Genomic DNA, 21,820 nt, shown 5'->3' with positions numbered 1-21,820 from the left:
GTCCGCCGGCAAGACCCACTACGGAAAACTCATGGCTAATTTCACTCTGGACATCTTTGGGCAAGTGGAGCGAAGCGATCTGCGGCGCGACGAAGCGCTGGATCTACTGCGCCAATATCGGCGTTCGGGCTGCGTCGACGCAACGGGCGTCGTTCGCTGGCTGCATACGCGCCTGCCGGGAGTGGGTCTTCATTCCGGCAGCGGCGCACGCGCGGTGCTGATCTGTGCGCTGACCGGCCGCGAGTTCTTCCTTGCCGATCACCGCATCGACGGCGTGCGCGTGCTGCCGGCTGCCGCCTATTTCGAGTTCGTGCGCGCAGCGGTCCGGCACGCGGGCATGATGCCGTCGGACGGCTTCGTGCTGAAGCATGTCAGTCTTGAGCGGCCGCTCCCGCTCGACGGCGACGGTGATGGCGACGAGGCGCATCTGCTCGTGGTCGAGCTGCTGGCCGACGCGCGCGGCCGGATCGGATTCACGCTTGCCTCGACCGCGCTGCCGCTCGCCGAGGCCGCACCGCGCCTCGACACGACCGCGCCTGGCGCGCTTGCGACCGTTGCGGAACTGACCGTTCACTGTATGGGCGTCTACCTGCCGGCGCCGGCGCCGGCGTTGGCGTCGGCCGACCCGCTCGCGGCGTCGGAGCGGTCGTCCGGGTTGACAGGCTTCGACGCCGAGACTTGCTATCGCTTCATGGCGGCACGCGGTTTCGAATACGGCCCGCGGCAACGCGCGCTGCAACAGGTCGCGTTGCAGTCGGACGATTGCCTGTACGCGGATCTCGTGTTGCCGGCGTCGCTCGCGTCGAGCCTGCCGGGGATGCTGCTGCATCCGAGCCTGCTCGACGGCGCACTGCAGGCCGCGGTCGGTTTCCATCTTGCGGACGCGGACGCCGCTGGCACGCAAGCCGGTCTGCCGTTCGCGGTCGAGGAGATCAGCGTGTGGCGTGCATGCGAGTCGCGCATGCGGGCACGGGTTACCCGTCACGCGATCGACGCTGGGTCGGTCAGCCGCGTTGATGTCGACCTCTACGGCGCCGGGGGGCGGCTCTGCGTCAGCCTGAAGGGTCTGACGTCGCGCGCCCGGCGTACGCATGCGTCGCACGACGACGCGCTGCTGCTTGCGCAGCCCGTCTGGCGCTCCGTGCCGCTTGCACTGCGGACCGGGCGCGAGCGGCAGCCCGGAGCGCACCGGATCGTGCTGGTCGGCGATCTCGGCGCTGGGGCGCACACCGGCGAGGCGCTCGTCGCGGCGCTGAACGCGCGTTGGCCGGCAGGTCTGCCAAGGCCCGAGGTCGTCCGCATCGACTCCGAAGCGGTGGCGCACGGCGGCGATCCGATCGCGGGGAGCCTGAGCCTGAAGCATTGCCTGCAGGAGTGCGTCGCGACACCGTCTCGGGAGTCCGAACGATTGCTGCTGGCCATCGACGACGCATCGGCGCTCGCGCATAGCGCGCATGCGCTGCTGAAATGCGTCGCGGCCGAATATCCGCAGCGCCAGCCGAAACTCGTGTCCTGGGCCCGGCCTGCGACCGTAGACGAAATCGCCGACGCGCTCGTCGGCGAGGCGCTCGCGGGCGACAGCGCCGACTGCGTGCGCTACGCCAGCGAGCGGGAAGTGAAACTCTGGAAGCCGCTCGCCGGCGATGCGCCCGCGCCCGCGCATGCCTGGCGCGACGGCGGCGCCTACCTGATCAGCGGAGGCGCCGGGCATCTCGGCCTCGATTTCGCGCGCGATATCGCGGTGTCGGTCGCCGCGCCACGCATCTTCCTGCTCGGCCGCAGCGACCCGGCGATGCTCGACGAACGGCAGCAGCAGCGTCTGTGCGAGATTCGCGATGCCGGCGCGCAGGTCGTGCAGTACCGCGTCGATGTCGCCGATGCCGACGCGTTGCGGGACGTCGTCGTGCAGATCGAGCGCGAGCATGGCCCGCTGCACGGCGTGCTGCACGCGGCGGGCGTGATCGGCGATGGCCTGCTCGTGAACAAGACAGACGCTGAGTGGGAGCGCGTACTGCGTCCGAAGGTGTTGGGCGCGGCGAATCTCGATCGGGCGACGCGCCACATGGCGCTTGACTGTTTCGTGCTGTTCTCGTCGGGTAGCGCCGTCTTCGGCAACGCCGGACAGAGCGACTACGCCGTGGCGAACGCGTATCTGGGCTGGTACGCAGAACGGCGCCAGGCCGATGTCGATCGAGGCGCCGCGCATGGCCGCTCGCTGTGTATCCACTGGCCGCTGTGGGATGGCGGGATGGCTGACGCAACGTTCGACGCGGACCAGTTGTACCGCGCGACCGGCATGCGGCCGATGCGCGCTGCGCTCGGTATCGAGGCGTTCTGCCGCGGACTCGTGGCGCCGTGCACCGAACTGATCGCGGCGGCGGGCGACCGCGACCGGCTCGAACGCCACTTGCCGGGCGCCGATCGCGCCGATGCTCAGCAGGACGAAGGAACGCTCGGCGCTGCAGCGGTGCAACCGCGCCGAGCGACGGACGCGGAGCGCGTGCCCGACACGCCGCAAGCCGATGCGGCGACACGACACGCCGCCGCCGCGCGCCTGCTGCAGCGGGTCGTCGCCGCCGCACTGAAGCTGTCGGCGGATCAACTACGGACCGACCAGCCGCTCGACCAGTACGGCATCGATTCGGTCGACATGATGAAGGCGACGCGTGAACTCGAGAAGACCTTTGGCGCCCTGCCGAAGACGCTGTTTTTCCAGTACCCGACGATCGACGAACTAGCTGCGTATTTCGCCGACAGGCATGCCGGACCGCTCACCGCGATGGTGGCGCCGATTACGCCGGCTGCGTCCGCGCAGGCACCGGTGCAAGCGCCTGCCAAGCAGGAGATCGAAGCAGTCGGCGCGCGGCGCGCGGCGCATCCGGGCACCACGACCGACCTGCCTGACGCTGCGCAGCGCGACCGACCCGGCGCGTTGCCGTCGTTCGGCGACCCGGAAGTTGACATCGCGATCATCGGCCTGTCCGGGCGCTACCCACGCGCAACCGACATCGCTGCGTTCTGGGACAACCTCGCGGGCGGTGTCGACGCGGTTGGCGAAATTCCAGCGCAGCGCTGGGACTGGAACGCGTACTACCGCGACAGCGACGGCCATCGCCCTGGCGCGCACGCGAGCAAGTGGGGAGGCTTCATCGACGGCGTCGACGAATTCGATCCGCTGTTCTTCAACATTTCGCCGAGCGAGGCGGAAATCATGGATCCGCAGGAACGTCTGTTCCTCCAGCACGCATGGGCGGCGCTCGAGGACGCAGGCTACTGCCGCAGTCGACTCGCAAGGGCCCGACGCGCGCGCGACACGGCCGGCCCAGGCGAGACAGGCGTCTACGTCGGGGTCATGTACAGCGAATATATCCAGTGCGCAGACAACGATCCGGAACGGCTCGTTGGCAGCAGCTATGCGAGCATCGCCAACCGCGTGTCTTATGCGCTCGATCTGCGCGGTCCGAGCCTTGCGATCGACACGATGTGCTCGAGTTCGCTGACCTGCCTGCATCTGGCGTGCCGCGAACTCGCGTCGGGCGATATCGCAATGGCGCTCGTCGGTGGCGTCAATCTGAACCTGCATCCGAACAAATACCACCTGTTGAGCCAAGGCCGTTTCGTCTCGCCGCGCGGCCGCTGCCACAGCTTCGGCGCGGACGGCGACGGGTACGTTCCGTCGGAAGGCGTCGGCGTCATCTGCGTGAAGCGGTTTGCCGACGCGGAGCGCGACGGCGATCCGATTTACGCGGTGATCCGCGGCAGCTCGATCAATCACGGTGGCAAGAGCCAGGGTTACAGCGTGCCGCAGCCGCAGCGGCAGCAGGACGTGATCCGCCGGGCGCTGAAACACGCGCGCGTCGACGCGCGTTCGGTCAGTTACATCGAGGCGCACGGCACCGGCACCTCGCTCGGCGATCCGATCGAGATCGCCGGCCTGAGCGGCGTGTTCGCACGCGATACCGGAGACACGCAGTTCTGCGCGATCGGCTCCGTCAAGTCAAACATCGGCCATTGCGAGGCGGCGGCGGGAATGTCCGCGCTGACGAAGGTGATCGGCCAGATGCGCGCCGGCGAGCTGTTCCCGTCGTTGCATGCACAACGATTGAATCCACACATCGATTTCGCCGCGAGTCCGTTTTCGGTGGTCCAGCAGCGGCAACCTTGGGCGGTCTCGGGGGAGCGACGGATCGCTGGTATCTCGTCGTTCGGCGCCGGAGGCTCGAACGCGCATATCGTGCTGCAGGATTACCCGCTGCCGGCCGCCGACAGCGACGCCGGCGAGCCGTGTCTGGTACCGCTGTCGGCGCGCACGTCGGAACAACTGACGCTGCAAGCGCGCGCGCTGGCTGCATACCTGGCCGATTGTGCACAGGCCCGGGCCGGCGGCCAGCCGCGCAGCGCGAAGGACTGGCTGCGACCGCCTGCCGGACTCGCCAGTATCGCGTACACGTTGCAGACAGGGCGCGAGCCCTGGGAGGCGCGCGTCGCGTTTATCGCCGATTCGCGCGACGAGCTGCTCGGTCTGTTGAACCGCTATCTGGACGGGCGGCCGGACGAGCACCGCACGTTTGCCGGTACCCGTGCGAACGGCAACCGGCTGCTGCCACTCCTCGGCGCGGACCAGGACAGTCACGCGCTGATCGATGTCTGGTTCAAAAAACGCAAATACACGCAGCTGTTGACTGCCTGGGTCGAGGGCATCGATCTCGACTGGGAACACCTGTATCGCGACGATGCTGGCGCAACAGGCCGTCGGCCGCGCCGGGCGAACCTGCCGACTTATCCGTTCGCGAAGGAGCGCTACTGGCTGCCGTCGGCGGGCGCCGATGTTCCGCAGCCGGCCACGCCGGACCGCGCCAGCACGGCGCGTCTCGGCTATCGCGTGCCCGCATGGGAGCGGTTGCCGTCTGCGGCGTCTAGCGAGGAGGCCGGAAGCGGGCGCGTGACGGACGTGCTGCTGTGCGGATGGGACGCGAACGCGGCACGACGGCTGATGTCGCAATGGCCGGCTGGCCACTGTCGTGTCGCCGCCGGTGGCGATATTGCCGATTCCGTCGACGGCGACTTCACGCGTAGCGCGCTGTCGCTGTTTGCCGAACTGCAACGCCTCCTGCCCGACAGCTCTGGCGCCGCCGTTCGCGTGCAAGTGCTGGTACCGTCCGGCGGCCGTGGCGACCTGCTGACCGCGCTCGAGGCGATGCTGTGCAGCCTGGCGTTCGAACAACCCGCGTTTGCCGGCCAGCTCATTCAGTGCGACGACGCGCCCTCGGACGACGCCGCGCGCGGAGTGCGCGAGCAGGCCGAAACGGCCGCGCGGCATCTGCGTGCATCGCTCATCCGCTGCCGCGACGGCGTACTGTCGCGCCGCGTGTGGCGCGATGCGGCAGTGGCCGGGGCTGTCGAGCCGCAGTGGCGCGAGCGCGGCGTGTATCTGATTACGGGCGGCGGCGGCGCACTCGGTTCGTTGCTCGCGCGACGGCTTGCGCGCGCTATGCCGTCGGTGGTGTTGATCCTGACCGGCCGCCGCGCGCAATCCGGGCGCGCGGACACGCCGGTCGGCACGCTGCTCGACGAGATGCGCGGACAAGGAATCACGATCGAATACCGGGCAGCAGACATCGCAGACCCGGCAGCATGCGAGCAGCTCGTCACCGACATCGAACGCGAGCACGGCGCGCTCCACGGTGTATTCCACGCCGCCGGCGTGACGCGCGACGGCGTGGCCCTATGCAAGACCCCCGACACGCTCCGCGCGGTGTTCGCGCCGAAGGTGGCAGGCACCGTGAATCTCGATCTGGCGACGCGCCACCTGCCGCTCGATTTTTTCGTGCTGTATTCGTCGCTGTCGGGCGCGATGGGCAACGCGGGCCAGAGCGACTACGCAACCGCCAACGCGTTCATGGACCGTTACGCGGCTTATCGCGACGCGCTGGTCGCGACAGGAGAACGCCGCGGCCGAACCGTGTCGATCGGCTGGCCGTGGTGGGAAAGCGAGGGCATGGCGCCGGACGCGCATGCGGCACGGCTGCTGCGCGAACAGACCGGCATGCTGCCGCTCCCCGCCGATGACGGCATGCATGCGCTGACATGCGCACTCGCACACAGCGGCGAACACCTGCTGGTCGTCTTCGGCGACGCGCAACGCATTCGCGAAGCCGCCGAGGCCGCCGAGCACGGCCAACCGGCTCCGGCGCGGCCGGCGACTGGCGATGCGATACCACCGCCGTCCGCCTCCGGGATCGACGAACGCGTGACGGACCGGCTGCGCGAAATGCTCGGCCGGCTCTGCAAACTGTCGCCGCAGCGCATCGATCCACTTGCGCAGATCGAGAGCTACGGCATCGATTCGGTGCGCATCCGGCATCTGCAACAATCGCTCGGCGAGCACTATCCAGGCATCGGCACCGCAGTGCTGTACGAGCACACGACGCTCGCGAGCCTAGCCACGCATCTGGTCGCGCAATACCCGGCTGAGAGCCGTACCTGGGCCGGCGTTCACGCGACGGTCGCTACTGCAACGCCGGCGATCGACGCCACCGCGGAGCGTACGCCCACGCCTGTCGCCGACGCGCGCGGCATTGGCGACAACGGCCGCACCAACGATGACAGCCTGGTGGCGATCATCGGCATCGCGGGCCGCTATCCGAAGGCCGCGAACCTTGACGAATACTGGCGCAATCTCGTCGCGGGCGTCGACTGCATCGGCGAAATCCCGGCTGAGCGTTGGCCGCTCGAGGGTTTTTACGTGGGCGACAAGGACGAAGCGTCGCGGACCGGCCGCAGCTACAGCAAGTGGGGCGGTTTCATCGACGGTTTCGCCGATTTCGATCCGCAGTTCTTTTCGATCGCGCCACGCGACGCGTATCTGATGGATCCGCAGGAGCGGCTGTTCCTGCAATGCGCCTGGGAGGCGCTCGAGGACGCCGGATACAGCCGCGAAGCGCTTGCCCGGCATCGCGACCGTGCGGGCGTGTTCGTCGGCGCGACCAAGACGGGATTCGAGCTGTACGGGCCGGAGTTCTGGCGTCAGGACAAGGCGTTCCTGCCACGAACCTCGTTCGGCTCGATCGCGAACCGCGTGTCGTATTGCCTCGATCTCGCGGGGCCGAGCCTGGCGATCGACACCATGTGTTCGAGTTCGCTCGTTTCGATTCACGAGGCTTGCGAATACCTGCGCCGCGGCGGCTGCGACATCGCGATCGCCGGTGGTGTGAACCTGTATCTGCATCCGGCCAATTACGTGTCGCTGTGTTCGGGCCATATGCTGTCGGGAGCAGGGCGCTGCCGCAGTTTCGGCGCGGGCGCGGACGGCTTCGTGCCGGGCGAGGGCGTCGGCGCGGTGATCCTGAAGCCGCTCGCGCACGCACGGCGCGACGGCGACACCATTCACGCGGTAATCCGCGCGAGCGGCATCAACCATTCGGGCAAGACGCATGGCTACATGGTGCCGAGCCCCGCGTCGCAGCAGGCGCTGATTCGCCAGACGCTGGCGAAAGCCGACTGCGATGCGGTGTCGATCAGTTATCTGGAGGCGCACGGAACCGGCACTGCGCTAGGCGATCCGATCGAGTTCCGCGGCCTCGTGCAGGCGTTTGGCGGCGAACGCGGCGACGGCGCGCAATGCGCGCTGGGCTCGGTGAAGTCGAACATCGGGCACCTGGAGGCGGCGGCCGGCATTGCCGCGCTGACGAAGGTCGTGCTGCAGCTACGCCATCGCACGCTGGTGCCGACGCTTCACGCCCGCGAGCTGAATCCCGAAATCGCGCTGGCCGGCTCCGGCTTCTATTTGTCCGACACGCTGCGCGACTGGACGGCGCAGTCGGGCACAGACACGCCACTGCGTTCGGGCATCTCATCGTTCGGCGCCGGCGGCGTCAACGCACACCTCATTGTCGAGCAATATCGCGACGCCGATGCCGCGCTCGACACGTCGGCAGGCAGTCAGGAGACGCCCGCGATGTTCGTGCTGTCCGCGCGTAACGCCGATCGGCTCGACGCCTATCTGGACCGGATAATCGACTTCCTCGCCAAGGGCGGCGGCCCGCTGGCGGAGCTGTGCTGCGTGCTGCAGACGGGGCGCACGGCGATGCCGGAGCGCTGCGCGTTCGTCTGCCGCTCGACGTCGGAACTGCTCGACGCGCTGCGCGCGCATCGGCGCGGCGAGCATGTCGACGGCTTCCACCGTGGACGTATCACCGGCGTGCCCGCGGCCGGCGAACCGGAGGCACCGCTTGCGCCGGGCGACCTCGACGCATGCGTAGGTGCGTGGGTGCGCGGCGCGGCGCTCGACTGGCGCGCGCTGCGCGCGCTGCCGCATGGTGCGCGGCCGGCCCGCGCCATCGCCGTGCCTACCTATCCGTTCAAGCGGCAGCGGTTCTGGCTCGATACGCTGCCGCCCGCGCTGGCACTCGATGCGCGCGACGGCGCGGCTACCTCGGCAATCGCCGACGGCGGCGCGATGGGTCCGACGTCGCCGCGCAACTCGGTGTCGGTCGGCGATGCCCGCGAAGCGACCGGCAGCGGCGCGATCCGACTGCCGGCGCCGCGCGCGTTCGTTGCGTCGCGCCGCTACACGGTGGCGATGCCGATCACGCTCGCGGCGCCTGCCGCGCGCGCAAACGCCAGGCTGAGCGCGGCGTCTGAATCCGCTCCGGCGACGCGTTTGCCGGCTGCAGAGCCGCCGCGCGCGAGCTACCCGGGCGAACCGCTCGTCCCGTTGCGCGATAGCGCGCATCCGACGCGCGTTCACGTTGCGCTGCCCGCCGGCTGCGACGCGATGCGGCTGGTCACGCAACTGACCGCGCTGTTCGAACAGCCTGCGGGCGGCGATCCGATCGACGTGGTGGTGTTGCACGGCCCGCCCGACGGACTGCGCCAATCCCTCGACGGCGTGTCCGATGGCGCGGCGACACGGCTCGTCGATGCGATCGGCCGATCGTCGTCGGTCGTCCTGGCCGCGTTCCACGGCGATGCGATCGAACTCGGCTGGGTGATCGGCGCCGCAAGCGATCTGCTGATTGTCGACATCGACGGCCGCTATGGCTGCCCGTCCGCGCCGCGTCGCGCGATCGACGGCGCGCTTCGTGCGCGTTTCGGCGCTCGCCCCGGCGCCGCCGCGATGCTGTCGGGCGAGGTGCGCACCGGCGCGGCGTGGCAGGCGGAAAATCTCGGCATCCTCGCACTACCCGCACACGCGATCGCCGCACAAGCGCTCACGACCACCGAAGCGCTGGTTGGCGGTGGCGGTCGCGCGGGCGGCCTGCTCAAGGCGCATTGGCGTACGACCTTCCTTGGCGAAGACGGTGCGCTGGGGAACGTGTCGTCGTGGCCGCTGCTTGCGGACCGTGCGCACGCGCCGGATGTGGCGACCGTGGGGCCGGACGCGACGGACCTCGGCAGCCCGGTGCCGCTGCCGCATCCGTGCGTCGAGCTGACGTTTAACGCGCTCGGCGTCGCCACTGCGCGGCTCAACCAGGTGGCCAGCAAGAACGCATTCACCCCGGAACTGGTCGCCGCGATGGAGGCGGTCGTCGCCTGGGCCGGCGCGACCCCTGCGTGCAAGGTGCTGATCCTGACCGGCTACGGTCACTACTTCGCAACCGGTGGGACGCTGCAGGGCTTGAAGGCGATCCAGCAGGGCAACGCGAAATTCACCGACGCGCGTCTGTACGAACTGCCGCTTGCGTGCCCGGTGCCGGTGATCGCGGCGATGCAGGGACACGCGATCGGCGCCGGCTGGTCGATGGGGATGATGTGCGACGCGGTGCTGTTCGCGGAGGAGAGCGTCTACCACAGCCCGTATCTGTCGTACGGCTTTACGCCGGGCGCAGGGTCCACCCTCGTATTCCCGATGAGGCTAGGCCTGGATCTCGGCCGGGAAATCCTGCTCGGCGCACAGCCCTACAAGGGACGGGAATTGCGCGAACGGCTGCCCGGGTTGTCGGTCGTGCCGCGGGGCGAGGTGCTCGCGCTTGCGCACCGGATCGCGACACGCTGGGCGACACCACAGACGCGTGAGGAATTGATCCGCGCCAAGCAGCTGCGTCTTGCGCCGCTTGTGCAGGGGCTACCCGAAACGATTCAAAAGGAACTAGCGATGCACGAAAAAACGTTCTATCACAACCCCGCCGTCGCAGCACTGATCGACCGCTCCTTCGGTCTCGGCGCGGCGCGCACCGGTGACGCGCCGGGCGCGAACGCCGCCGCCGCGCGCGCCCGGTCCCTGGAGACGCTGCTGAAATCGACGCTCGCCGCCGAAATCCAGCTCGCGGTCGAGGAACTCGACGATCAGGCGAGCTTCGTCGACCTCGGACTCGATTCCGTGACCGCGGTGACCTGGACCCGCACGATCTGCCGCGCACTGTCGGTCGAGCTGTCGCCCGCGCACGTCTATGAGTATCCGAGCGTCGCCAGGCTGCTCGCGTATCTGCTCGACATCACCAGCGGTGGGCTCGTGCAACACCCCGTGCCGGCGGACGCGCGTGCCGAGTCGCCGGTACTGCCTGTGCCGACACCGGCGCCCGCCGAACGCACGATCGCCGACATCGTCATGCAGACGCTTGCGGCCGAATTGCAGCTCGACGCGCAGGACATCGACGCGCAGGCGAGCTTCGTCGATCTCGGCCTCGATTCGGTGACGGCGGTGACCTGGGCGCGCAAACTGCACGAACAGCTGTCCGTCGAGCTGTCGCCGACCCAGCTCTATCAGTATCCGAACGTCGCTACGCTGAGCGCATATCTCGGTAGCGCGGGCGCATCGTTGCGCGTTGCGCAACCCGCCGCGACGAACGTGGCGAGCGCGCTGCCGCCGGCCTCGGTCACGCTGCACGGCAGCAAGCCCGGCGAACCCGCCGTGGGCGTTTCTGCGGTTGTCCCCGCCTCGCGCGAGGCGACCCTTTCGAGCGCGGCAACAACATCAGTACCAGCACCAGCACCCGCGAGGTCGCCAGGCGAGCCTGAATCCCGCAAGCGCGTCGATATCGCGATCATCGGTATGGCCGGGCGCTTCCCGGGCGCAACCGACCTCGACGCATTCTGGCGCAATCTGGTCGAAGGGCGCGACAGCATCGTCGAGGTGCCGGCGCACCGCTGGTCGCTCGACGGGTACTACGACCCGAACCCGCAGGCGAAAGGCAAGACCTACAGCCGCTGGATCGGGCTGCTCGACGACGCCGACGCGTTCGACGCCGAATTCTTCGGCATCTCGCCGCGCGAGGCGGAACACATGGATCCGCAGCAGCGGGTGTTCATGGAGAACTGCTGGCATGCGATCGAGCACGCGGGCTACAACCCGTTCAGCCTCGCGACCAAGCACACAGGCGTGTTCGTCGGGTGCGCGACCGGCGACTACGCCGATCTCGGCGAGCGCAACGAAGCCGGTGCGCAGTCGTTCATGGGCGGCGCAAGTTCGATCCTGTCCGCACGGATGCCGTATTTCCTCAATCTCGATGGCCCGTGTCTGGCGATCGATACCGCATGCTCATCGGCGCTCGTGGCGGTCAACGAAGCATGCAACAGCCTGTTGCTCGGCAACTGCGATCTGGCGATCGCCGGCGGCGTGTGTGTGATGGCCGGCCCGACCCTGCATATCCTGTCGAGCAAGGCCGGGATGCTGTCACCGACCGGCCGTTGTCGCACGTTCGACGACGCGGCGGACGGCTTCGTTCCCGGCGAGGGCGTCGGCACCGTGCTGCTGCGCCGGCTCGACGATGCGATCGCCGCTGGCGACACCATCCACGGCGTGATCCGCGGCTGGGGCATCAACCAGGACGGACGCACCAACGGCATCACTGCGCCCAATCCCGACGCGCAGCGGCGGCTTGCCGCTGGCGTCTACCGCCGTTTCGGCATCGACCCGAAGCGCATCACGATGGCCGAGGCGCATGGCACCGGCACCAAACTGGGGGATCCGATCGAGGTCCGCGCGCTGACCGAGGCGTTTCGGGAGTTCGACGCCGGTACCGGCTACTGCGCGCTCGGCTCGGTCAAGAGCAACATCGGACATCTCGCGCTTGCCGCGGGGATCGCCGGTCTGATGAAGGTGCTACTGAGCCTGAGGCACCGGACGATTCCGCCAACGCTGCATTGCGAGAACGTCAATGAGCACATCGATCTGGCGCGTTCTCCGTTCCACGTCCCGCGTGTCGCGCAGGCCTGGCGCACGCTCGACGACGAGTCGCGGATGGCGTGTGTGAGCTCGTTCGGTTTCAGCGGAACCAACGCGCATATGGTGGTCGAGGAGGCGCACGCCGAGGACCGGCGCGCCTCTTCCGACGACGGCGCGCGCGACCGTCTCGTCGTGCTGTCGGCGCGGAACCCGGAGTCGCTGCGGGCGTCCGCCGCGCGACTGCGCGACGCGCTCGCAGCGGGCATCGCGATCGATGACCCGCCTCACCTGACCGATGTCGCATACACGCTGCAGACCGGGCGTGCCGCGTTCCGACACCGGCTCGCGATCGTCGCGCCGTCGGTCGCCGCACTGATCGAGCGGCTCGACGCATGGCTCACGCGCGGGGCCGATGCGGGTGTCGGCATCCACGATGGCACGGCGCCGGCATCGCATGCCGCCGAACGCTCGGCGAGTGTCGCGCAGGCGCTCGCCGACGGCGATGCGCGCGAGGCGGCGTCGCTGTGGGTCAAGGGCGGCGACATCGGCGGCGATACGCGTGCGTTCGATGGGCTGTCGCCGCGTCGGATCGCGTTGCCCGGGTATATGTTCGCCAAACAGCGTCACTGGATCGGCGGTGCGACGCCGGCGCCGGCTCCGCATGTCGATGCGCCGGCCGCCGCTCGGCATGCCGATGCGCCGGCGGCCGGCCGGTCGCGCAAGCGGATCGCGGTGGTCGGTGCCGGACCGGCGGGACTCGTGATGGCGAAGTCGCTCCTCGAGGAAGGCCATCAGCCGGATGTATTCGATCGGCAGGCCGATCTCGGCGGCGTCTGGTTGCTGCACACGCAGAACAAGCGCGCGGGCGCTTACCGCAAGACACGCTTCCAGACGTCCAAGCATACGAGCGCATTTTCCGATTTCGAGGGCGCGTCGACCGACGGGCACTTTCATGGCGTCGCCGACATGCATCGCTATCTGCGCGACTATGCCGAGCACTTCGGTGTGTCCAAGCACATTCGCTACCGGACCGAGGTCAGCCGTATCGAACCGCACGGTGAGCAATGGCGCGTCACCACGTTGCGCGACGGGGAAGCGCGCGCCGAGGTTTACGACGGCGTGGCGCTGTGCCAGGGGCTGTACTGGAAGCCCTGGCGCCCCGCGTTTGACGGACTCGACACGTTCCGCGGCCAGATCCTGCATTCCGCCGAGTACATCGACGAAGCCTGCCTGAAGGGCAAGCGCGTGCTCGTCGTCGGCAACGGGATCAGCGGGATGGATATCGCCGAGGAGGCGACGAAGAGCGCCAGTCAGGTGATCTGGACCATGCGCAAACCGAAATTCATCATGCCGCGGATGACAGGGTTCGTGCCGAACGACTTCCAGTCGCCCGCAAGTCTGCTGGCGACGGTCGATCCGGGACAGATGCTGGAACGGCTCCGTTACTCGATGCCCGAGTACTTCCGTCAGTACCAGGACAGTGGCCTGCTGCCCGACCTCGAAGATTTCCGCAAGCAGCCATTGGTGCAGATCAACGACGGTGTCGTTCCGCTCGTCGCGAGCGGCCGGGTCGAGGCGGTGGTCGACGAGATCGGCGAGTTCGACGCGAGCGGTTGCCGGTTCCGGCATAGCGGGCGCCGCGTCGATGTCGACGTCGTGGTGTTTTGCACCGGCTACACGATGGACGAGCAACTCGACTGCCTGCCGGGCGTATCGATGCGCTCCGATTTTGCGATGGGGATTTTCCACCGCGACAGGCCAAGCCTCGTATCGACGTCGTGCCCGCTGCCCGTTGCGTACTCCGGCACGTTCTTTTTCCCGGAAATGGCGGCCCGCTGGTATTCGCGCATGATGTCCGGCAACACGGAGCTTGCCCGCAGCGAACGCGACTACCGTTTCGATCGCCGTCACGCGGCGATCAATGGGCCGATCGCGAATGTGATGTTCGGCCTGAGGCTCGGCCTGCTGCCCGATCCGGCGCGCGAGTTCCGCGCCTTCTGGGAACTCGTGAATCTGCCCTCGTTCCCGCCGATCTACCGGCTGCGTGGCGATCACGCGGACCCGAATGCCGCCGCGCGCCTGAAGGCGCTGAACCGGCGCAACCTGACGAGCGCCAAGTCGAGCGCAGCCCTCGACACGGTCCGCTACCGGATGCTGGCGGGACTCGGTGACGCGGCGTTGCGCGACCTGGTCGCGCGCGGCGAGATCGACGAGGACGACTACCGGAACGCTGGTCGACACGTGGCCGATGCGATCACGCTCGACTGGAAGCTGCAATACATCCTGCGCACGGACGTTGCGGAGCCGGCCCAACCCGAGCGCGTTCCGCAACTCCCGGATCGCAAGCTGCGGCCAGGCAGCCCGGAATGGAACAGCTATCGGACGCTGCTAGCTCGGCTGAAGGCGGGAGAACTGGATATGCAGGGCGTGCTGAGCGCCCTGGCAGAGCAGGGAGAATTGACATGAACGAGAGTTTTGACGGTTTACTGGATCGGCTGCGAAACGATGAGTTGGGCGTAGCCGAGGGTATCGCGCTGCTCGCGAAACTCCGCGACACGCTCCAATACGACGGCGCGAAGCAAGGCGGCGGCGCCAATGACGACAGCATGCAGCTGCCGCGCTTCGCTACGCCGAACTGGGTTCCTCGGACGTATCGTGAGGAGACGCTAGCGGCAAACATGGCGTTCGATACGATATTGCTTATCTGCGACGCTGCAGGTGCGTCCGACTGGCGCGACTGGCGCGACGGGCTCGCGGCGGCTTATCCGTCCGCCCGGATCGTGCGGATCGATGTGGCCGAAGCCGAACAAACCTCCGATACGCTCAAGGTGATACCCGTCGGTGCGCGTGTCGCCGTGCTGCTGCTCGACGACCTCCATCGGGACACTCCTGCAGCCGATGTCGATGTGCCCGAACGCTATCTGGCGCGCGTGCTGTCGGGATTCGCCTTGATGCGTGAGCTGCTTTGCAGACGCGAAATCGAGCGTTGCCATCTTCTGCATCTGCTACCGATGGGGCACGCGTTGCCGCACGCTGCGGCGTGGCAGGGTCTGGCGAAAAGCGCCGTGCTCGAGTGCCCGCGTTTCGCGAGCGCCGGTATCTGGCTGTCCGATTCCGATCTCGGTCGCGCGACGGTCGCGCTGGTGGTGCGCGAGTTGGCCGAAATGGAACCGGAGCGGCATCGCGACATCGGATGGATCGATGGCCAACGCTGCATGCGTGTGCTTGTGGCCAAAGCACAGGACGGCGGCGTTCCAACGTCTGGGTTGTTCGCTCGCGGCGAGACCGTTCTGATCACCGGCGGTGCGGGCGGGGTCGGCCTTGCGATCGCCAGTCGCCTGACGGCTCGCTTCGATCTGCGTGTTGTGCTATGCGGGCGCCGGTCGGCAGCGGTGCTGGACGTCTGTCAGCGCGACTGGCTTGCACGGCATCCCAACGTGCGCTACGCATGCATCGATGTAAACGATGCGTCGAACGTGCGCGAACTGATGGCCGAGCTCGGCGCGTCCGCACGGCTCGCTGCCATCTTCCATGCAGCGGGCAGCGTTGACGATGCGCCGTTGCGCCACAAGCCGCTGAGCGCGATTCGCGCGGTGCTTGCGCCAAAAGTGCTGGGCACTCAACTGCTGGACCGTCATTCTGCCGGTCTCGGCGTCAGATACTTCGTCTGCTTTTCCTCGATCGCCTCGCTCGTCGGCAGCGCGGGCCAGACGGATTATGCGAGCGGCAACGGTTTCATGGACGAATACTGCCGAATCAAACAGGCAGCGATGGATGCCGGTGCAGGCCAATGCCGTTACATCAGCATCAACTGGCCGTACTGGCGCGAAGGCGGGATGCGCGCCGATCCACGGCGTCTCGAGCGGCTAACCGCGCAGAGCGGCCTGACCTCGCTCGGCGCATCCGAGGGCTTTGCCAGCCTGCTGCATCTGCTCGCGCATCCGGCGCCACAGGTCGTCGTCTTGCCAGGAAATCGCGCGCTGATCGACCGCGCCTTTCTTTCGCCCCAACGGTCGGGAGCGGCGGAGATTACCGACGCTGTGCCGGCGCGCGCGCGACCGCACGCTGCTGACGCTCTGGAGTCCGAACTTCGTGCGCTGATCGCGCAAACGCTGAAGATGGAAGCAGAGGCGATTGCCTGCGATACCCCATTCAACGAATATGGCTTCGACTCGATCCTGTTGACCGAACTCGCCGCGACGATCGGCCGTCGTTATCCGGACCTCACGCTCGCGGTCGATGTATTCCTCGATCATCCGACGCTGCGCGAGCTGAGCGCGTGGATGCATGCGCGGCTGCCGGCGGCGCCGGAAGCCGCGCCGGCAAAGGCCGCCGGCGACGATGACGCATCCTCTTCGCGTCCTGGAGATAGCGTGATGCCAGCGCACGACGTGCTGCTAGATGGGTTACGCGCGCTGGCGTCGACGATCCTGAAACTGCCTGAGGCCGACATCGACGCGGACACGTCGTGGTCGCAGTTTGGTTTCGATTCGATCACCCTGAGCGAATTCGCGACGCTGATTGCACGTGCGTTCCCGACCGCGTCCATCGCGACAGATCTGTTCCTGTCGTGCGCCACGCTCGCGGAACTGGCTGCGCATCTGGGTGCATTGCTGCCGGCGCAGGTTCCGCAAGCGTCGGCGCCGGCACTTGCGAGCATCGTTGTGCACGAGGGCGGTGCGTCCGACAGCACGCCCGCAGACGACGCGCCGGGCGCCACAGAGGAAATCGCCATCATCGGCCTGGCCGGACGTTTTCCGGCTGCCGACGATCTCGCCGGTTTCTGGCGCAATCTCATCGAAGGCCGCTGTGCGGTGACAGCGATTCCTGCTGATCGCTGGCGCTGGCAGGACTATGTGGTCGATGCACCTGGCGAGCCGGGCGGCACCGATTGCCACCATGCCTCGTTCCTGACCGCGATCGACCGGTTCGACGCCGCGCACTTCGGTATCTCGCCGCGCGAGGCGGAGCTGATGGATCCGCAGCAGCGGTTATTGCTCGAGTGCGCGTGGGAGGCGTTCGAGAACGCGGCGATCGCGCCCGACTCCGTGCGTGGCCGCAAGATCGGACTGTTCTTCGGCGCGGAGAAGAACGACTACCTGTCGCTGATCGCCGACGCCGACGTCGCGATGGATGCCTACATCAACACCGGCAACGCGCACGCGATGCTGACGAATCGCGTGTCCTACTTTTTCGGCCTGACCGGGCCGAGCATCACGCTAAACACCGCGTGTTCGAGCTCGATGACCGCGATCTGGGCTGCCGTCGCAGGCTTGCGTAGCGGCGATTGCGAGATGGCGCTCGCTGGCGGCGTGAACATCCTGCTGAGTCCTGGCCTCTTCGCGTTGAACCGCAAGATGGGAATGTTAACTGCCGACGAACACGTCAAGCCGTTCGATCGGGACGCGTCCGGCCACCTGTTCGGTGAGGGGCTGGGACTGGTGCTGCTGAAGCCGCTACGCCAGGCGTTGCGCGACGGCGATCCGGTGCACGGCGTGATTCGTGCCGCCGACGTCGCGCACGGTGGCGGCGGCAGGTTCTTGACATCGCCGCACGCGCCGTCGCACGAGGCGCTGATCCGCAGCGTGCTTGATCAGGCTGGCGCGTCGCTCGACGACATCGATTATCTCGAAGCACAGGGCAGCGGCGACCAAGTCACCGACCGTATGGAACTGGACACCTATCACGCGCTGTACGGAGCCAGCACTCGCCGCACGCCGCTGCCGATCGGCAGCATAAAGGGGCACATCGGCCATCTCGGCGCGGCGTCCGGCGTGACCGCGCTTATTAAGGTTCTTCTGTGCATGAGCCAGAATCGCTTGCTGCCCGTGCTGCATCACCGCCAGCTCAACTGGCCGCACGACGCGCCGTTCGCGTGCCGGTTGCTCACCGAGCATGTCGAATGGCCCCCGAAGACCATCGAGGGCCGCCGCGTGCCGCGCGTCGCCGCCCTACACAACTACGGCTACGGCGGCGTGAATGGCCATCTGCTGGTGCGCGAATGCCTGCCGCTGCCCGTCGCTGCCCTGCGCTGGCCCGTGCTCGCGCGGCTCTGGATTTTTTCCGCGCGCACGGCCGCGCAGCTGCGGCAGACGGTTGCGCGCTTCGTTGCGTACCTGCGGGACGGCGGATATCGGCTATACGGTCAGCCCGAGCCGGGTGTCGAATCAATCGCGTATACGCTGCAAACCGGGCGCCAGTCGCTGAAACACCGTCTTGCGCTGCTGATCGACGACGCGCCCACGGACACTGCGCTGCATAGCGCACTCGGGCGTCTCGACGGATGGCTTGAGCACGGCCAGGGCGACGAACGGTTGCTGGCCGGTGTCGCGGCGCCGGCTGGCGTCTCGGCCGACGATGAAGCGTTCGACGCGCCTCTGCGCGTCGCCGCTCTCTGGGTGAACGGCGCCAGGATCGATTGGGCGCGTTTCTATCGCCCGGTGCGCCCGACGCGGATCCGTCTGCCGACCTATCCGTTCGCGGCGACCCGGCACTGGGTCACGCAGCCCCGCGATTCTGTGCGCCCGCCTGCCATCATGCCGGCCTCGGCGTTCGCCGCCACGCAGTCGTCGTCCACCGCGCTGCATCCTTTGCTGCACCGGATGTCCGGCTCTGATCGCAATCTGCGTTTCGTCAGCACGTTCGCCGGCGACGAGGCGTTTTTTCGCGACCATCGTGTGCGGCGCGCGATGACGCTGCCGGGCGCCGCTTATTGCGAGATGTTTATCGCCGCAGCGACTATGACCATGCCGGAATGTGAGCGGCAATCAATCGGCTACCGGCTCGATAACCTCGTCTGGACCCGCCCGCTGGCGCTGACGGACGCGCCGGTTGCCATTGCGGTCATTATGGAGCGGCTTGATGCGTCGGCGCGCCACCCAGGCGTCCCCGGATACGACGCTTTCCGCTTGCTGGCCAAGGACGCGCACGCCGACGAAGCACCGCCCTATGCGCAGGCCATCGCGTATCCGGAGGCGCGCGCCACGCTCGCTTCTCCTCCGGCCGTCGCAATCGAACGGCTGCCAGTGCATGTGCGCGGCGCGCGGATCGATGGTACGGAGGTTTATCGGCGCTTCCGCGCGCTGGGTTTCGATTACGGTCCGAGCCATGAATGCATCGAGACGCTGTTCCACGACGGCGACGAGGTGCTCGCACTCCTGCGTTTGCCGGAGACGAGCGTGCCTGCGGTGGCGGGTTATCTGCTCGATCCTGGCCTGCTGGACAGCGCCTTACAGGCGTCGATCGGCTTTGGCCTCGATGCACTCGAACAAGGGGGCGCCGCGATGCCGCTTCTGCCGTTCGGGCTCGAACGGCTGCGTTGCTATCGCGCCTCCGATCTGTCGCGCCAAGTCCGCTGCGTGCATCTACGCCGGCGTGCGGATACGGCCGGCAACCCGGTCGTGAAGCTAGATGTCGATCTGCTGGACGGCGACGGCGCCGTTTGCGCGAGGCTGGAAGGCTACAGCGCGCGCCGTGTGAAACCTGATGTGCCCGCCCGGTCAGCGCATGCGCGTGGCGAGACGGTGCAGGCAGCGTCAATGTCGGTGGCCTGGCGCGAAGAGCAGGGCGCGCGCGTCTATCCGTTTCGTTTTCATCCGGACGACCTGTATCTGCGACACCACCAGATTGACGGGCGCTATCTGATGCCGGCCTTTGCAATGATCGATCTCGCGCGCAGCGTCTCCGATACGCTTCCGCACGACGATGGCGCAGTGCTGCGCATCGGCCGCGCGACATGGCGCAAGCCGCTGTTCGTCGGCACGACGGGCCGCGATGCGGTAATGCGGATCGTCCCCCGCGACGGCGGCTGGACGGTCGCTCTCGAAAGTGACGACGAAGGTGGCAACGCGGTCGTCTATGGGCAATGCGAACTCATGTGGATGACGGATGCGCCCGCTATCGATGGTTGGGCCGATCTCGCGCACGACTTGGCCGATCCGTCGGAGGCGCAAGACACAGCGCGCTTGCTCGCCGGTTCGGTGCGCGTACCTGACGGGATCGAGGTCGTCGAATGGGCGCGCCGAGACGACACGATCCGGCTGACCCTTAATTGCGGCAACAGGCCTGGTAATGCCACGCCGGACGCTGGCACGACAAGCTTTGCCCTGGGGTTTGTGATCGTCGACATCTGCGGTGGCAGCGATGACTCGGCCGGGCTTGTGGTGCCCTACGGAATCGAAGAATGCCTCCTGTATCGCGCACCTATGCAACAGGTGCGGGTCGAGATCCGCATGCTGCAGACACTGGGCAGTGCGCGCACGCGTGCTTACGATATCCGCGTCGCCGATCTCGAAGGCAGGGCGGTGATGAAGCTCACGCGGCTCGTACTGGTCGCGCTGGACGACGCTACGCCGCGAGTGGCGCCTGCCGTGTCCGTCGTGGAGACATGCGCCGCCTCGAATCGGTCGGCGGCATTGCAACGCTGGCTTCAGGAACAGGTCGGGCAATTACAGAAAATCGATCCCGACCAGATCGGACTCGACGACGACTTCACACAGTTTGGTCTCGACTCGTTCAGCTTCACTGAGTTGTCGAACCGGGTGAATCGCCTGTTCTCGATTGATACGATGCCGACCCTATTCTTCGATCATGGCACCGCGCGCGCACTCGCCGACTGCCTGCTGCGCACCTATCCGGATCTCGATCTCGAGGCCTGCATTGGTGACGCCGGCCCCGAGACGTCGCCCGACCTCGCGTTGGCGGAGCATGCCGCGACGTCACAGCGCATGGACATCGCCCAGCGTCGCGACAACGTCCATACCTCGCACGAGCACGACAATCTGGGTGATGATGGGGTGCTGCCGAAAGGGACCGCCAAGGCGCCCGAAGCCTTTGATGCCTCCGATGATCTGTTCGTACGCTACTATCGGATGGCGTTCGGTGCGATCGATGGTTTCGGCCGTGAATTTGTCGCGCTACCGAACGGTATGACGCTCGATGTGCTGCACAACTTTGACCAGGACAACCCGAAACCGCCGCTGCTGCTGTTATCGCCGATGGCGTGTCTTGGCACCGCGTGGCTGCATCAGGTACGCGAGTTTGCTGCCGACTACTCGGTGTTCGTTTGCCATTACCCCGGCCATGCGGCGAGCAGCGGGGCGGGTGCGCTGCGCAACGGCGCCGGCGGCCTGGACTGCGTCGCGGAGCTGTTCTGGTCGGCTCTCGATTGTCTCGGGGTCGACGCGCCGGTGCATCTGGTCGGCTGGTCGATGGGCGGGCTTGTCGCGCAGTGTATGGCGCGCGTGGCTTGCGCCCGGGTCGCATCGCTGACGCTGGTGAATTCGATCGAAGGACCGAGCGATGTCGGTGGTGGGGTCGCCGGCGCGATGCGCGCACTGGTCGGCGAGATATCGACGCACGTCGCGCCGGAGGTTAACCGTCATTTTGACGGGGACCATCGCGCGATCAAAGCTTGCTACGACGTGTCGACGTACGACGTCTATCAGCGTCTCGTGATGCAGGGCGGAGTGCTCTCCTGGTTAGCATATCCGCCATTTCCGGTACTTGTGCTCGCGGGCGAGCGCGATCGCGTGGTTCCGATCGAGACCGCGCGGCGCTTGCACGCACGGTTGGGCGAAGCTGGGTTCGAAGTGTTAAACGAAGCCGGGCACTACCTGCCGATGACGCACGCCGGATTTTTCAACAAGCGGCTGCGTCAGCAACTGGAAACGACGTTCTAATCGTCTTTCGTTGGAGGACGCAGCGAGGCCTCCA

Annotated in this window: 2 protein-coding genes; both read left to right on the top strand. The window is 67.4% G+C overall.

Features of this window, described 5'->3' with window-relative positions:
- The first annotated feature begins 31 nt into the window (after window positions 1-31).
- Complete coding sequence (locus tag ABQZ00_RS18290; protein WP_323538550.1) at window positions 32-14,572, top strand: SDR family NAD(P)-dependent oxidoreductase; 14,541 nt, start codon at window positions 32-34, stop codon at window positions 14,570-14,572.
- Window positions 14,569-21,786, top strand: coding sequence for an alpha/beta fold hydrolase (locus ABQZ00_RS18285; protein WP_323522796.1), 7,218 nt, complete (start codon window positions 14,569-14,571; stop codon window positions 21,784-21,786). The genes ABQZ00_RS18290 and ABQZ00_RS18285 overlap by 4 nt, the downstream gene beginning before the upstream one ends.
- Window positions 21,787-21,820: the final 34 nt, after the last annotated feature.

Origin of the sequence: Xanthomonas sp. WHRI 10204, assembly GCF_040202875.1 — a bacterium.
Taxonomy (GTDB): domain Bacteria; phylum Pseudomonadota; class Gammaproteobacteria; order Xanthomonadales; family Xanthomonadaceae; genus Xanthomonas.
This window is presented reverse-complemented; position numbering and strand designations above follow the sequence as displayed.

Coding starts and splice junctions, on each gene's coding strand:
- ABQZ00_RS18290 (WP_323538550.1), top strand. CDS start 32: ATGGCTAATTTCACTCTGGACATCTTTGGGCAAGTGGAGCGAAGCGAT.
- ABQZ00_RS18285 (WP_323522796.1), top strand. CDS start 14,569: ATGAACGAGAGTTTTGACGGTTTACTGGATCGGCTGCGAAACGATGAG.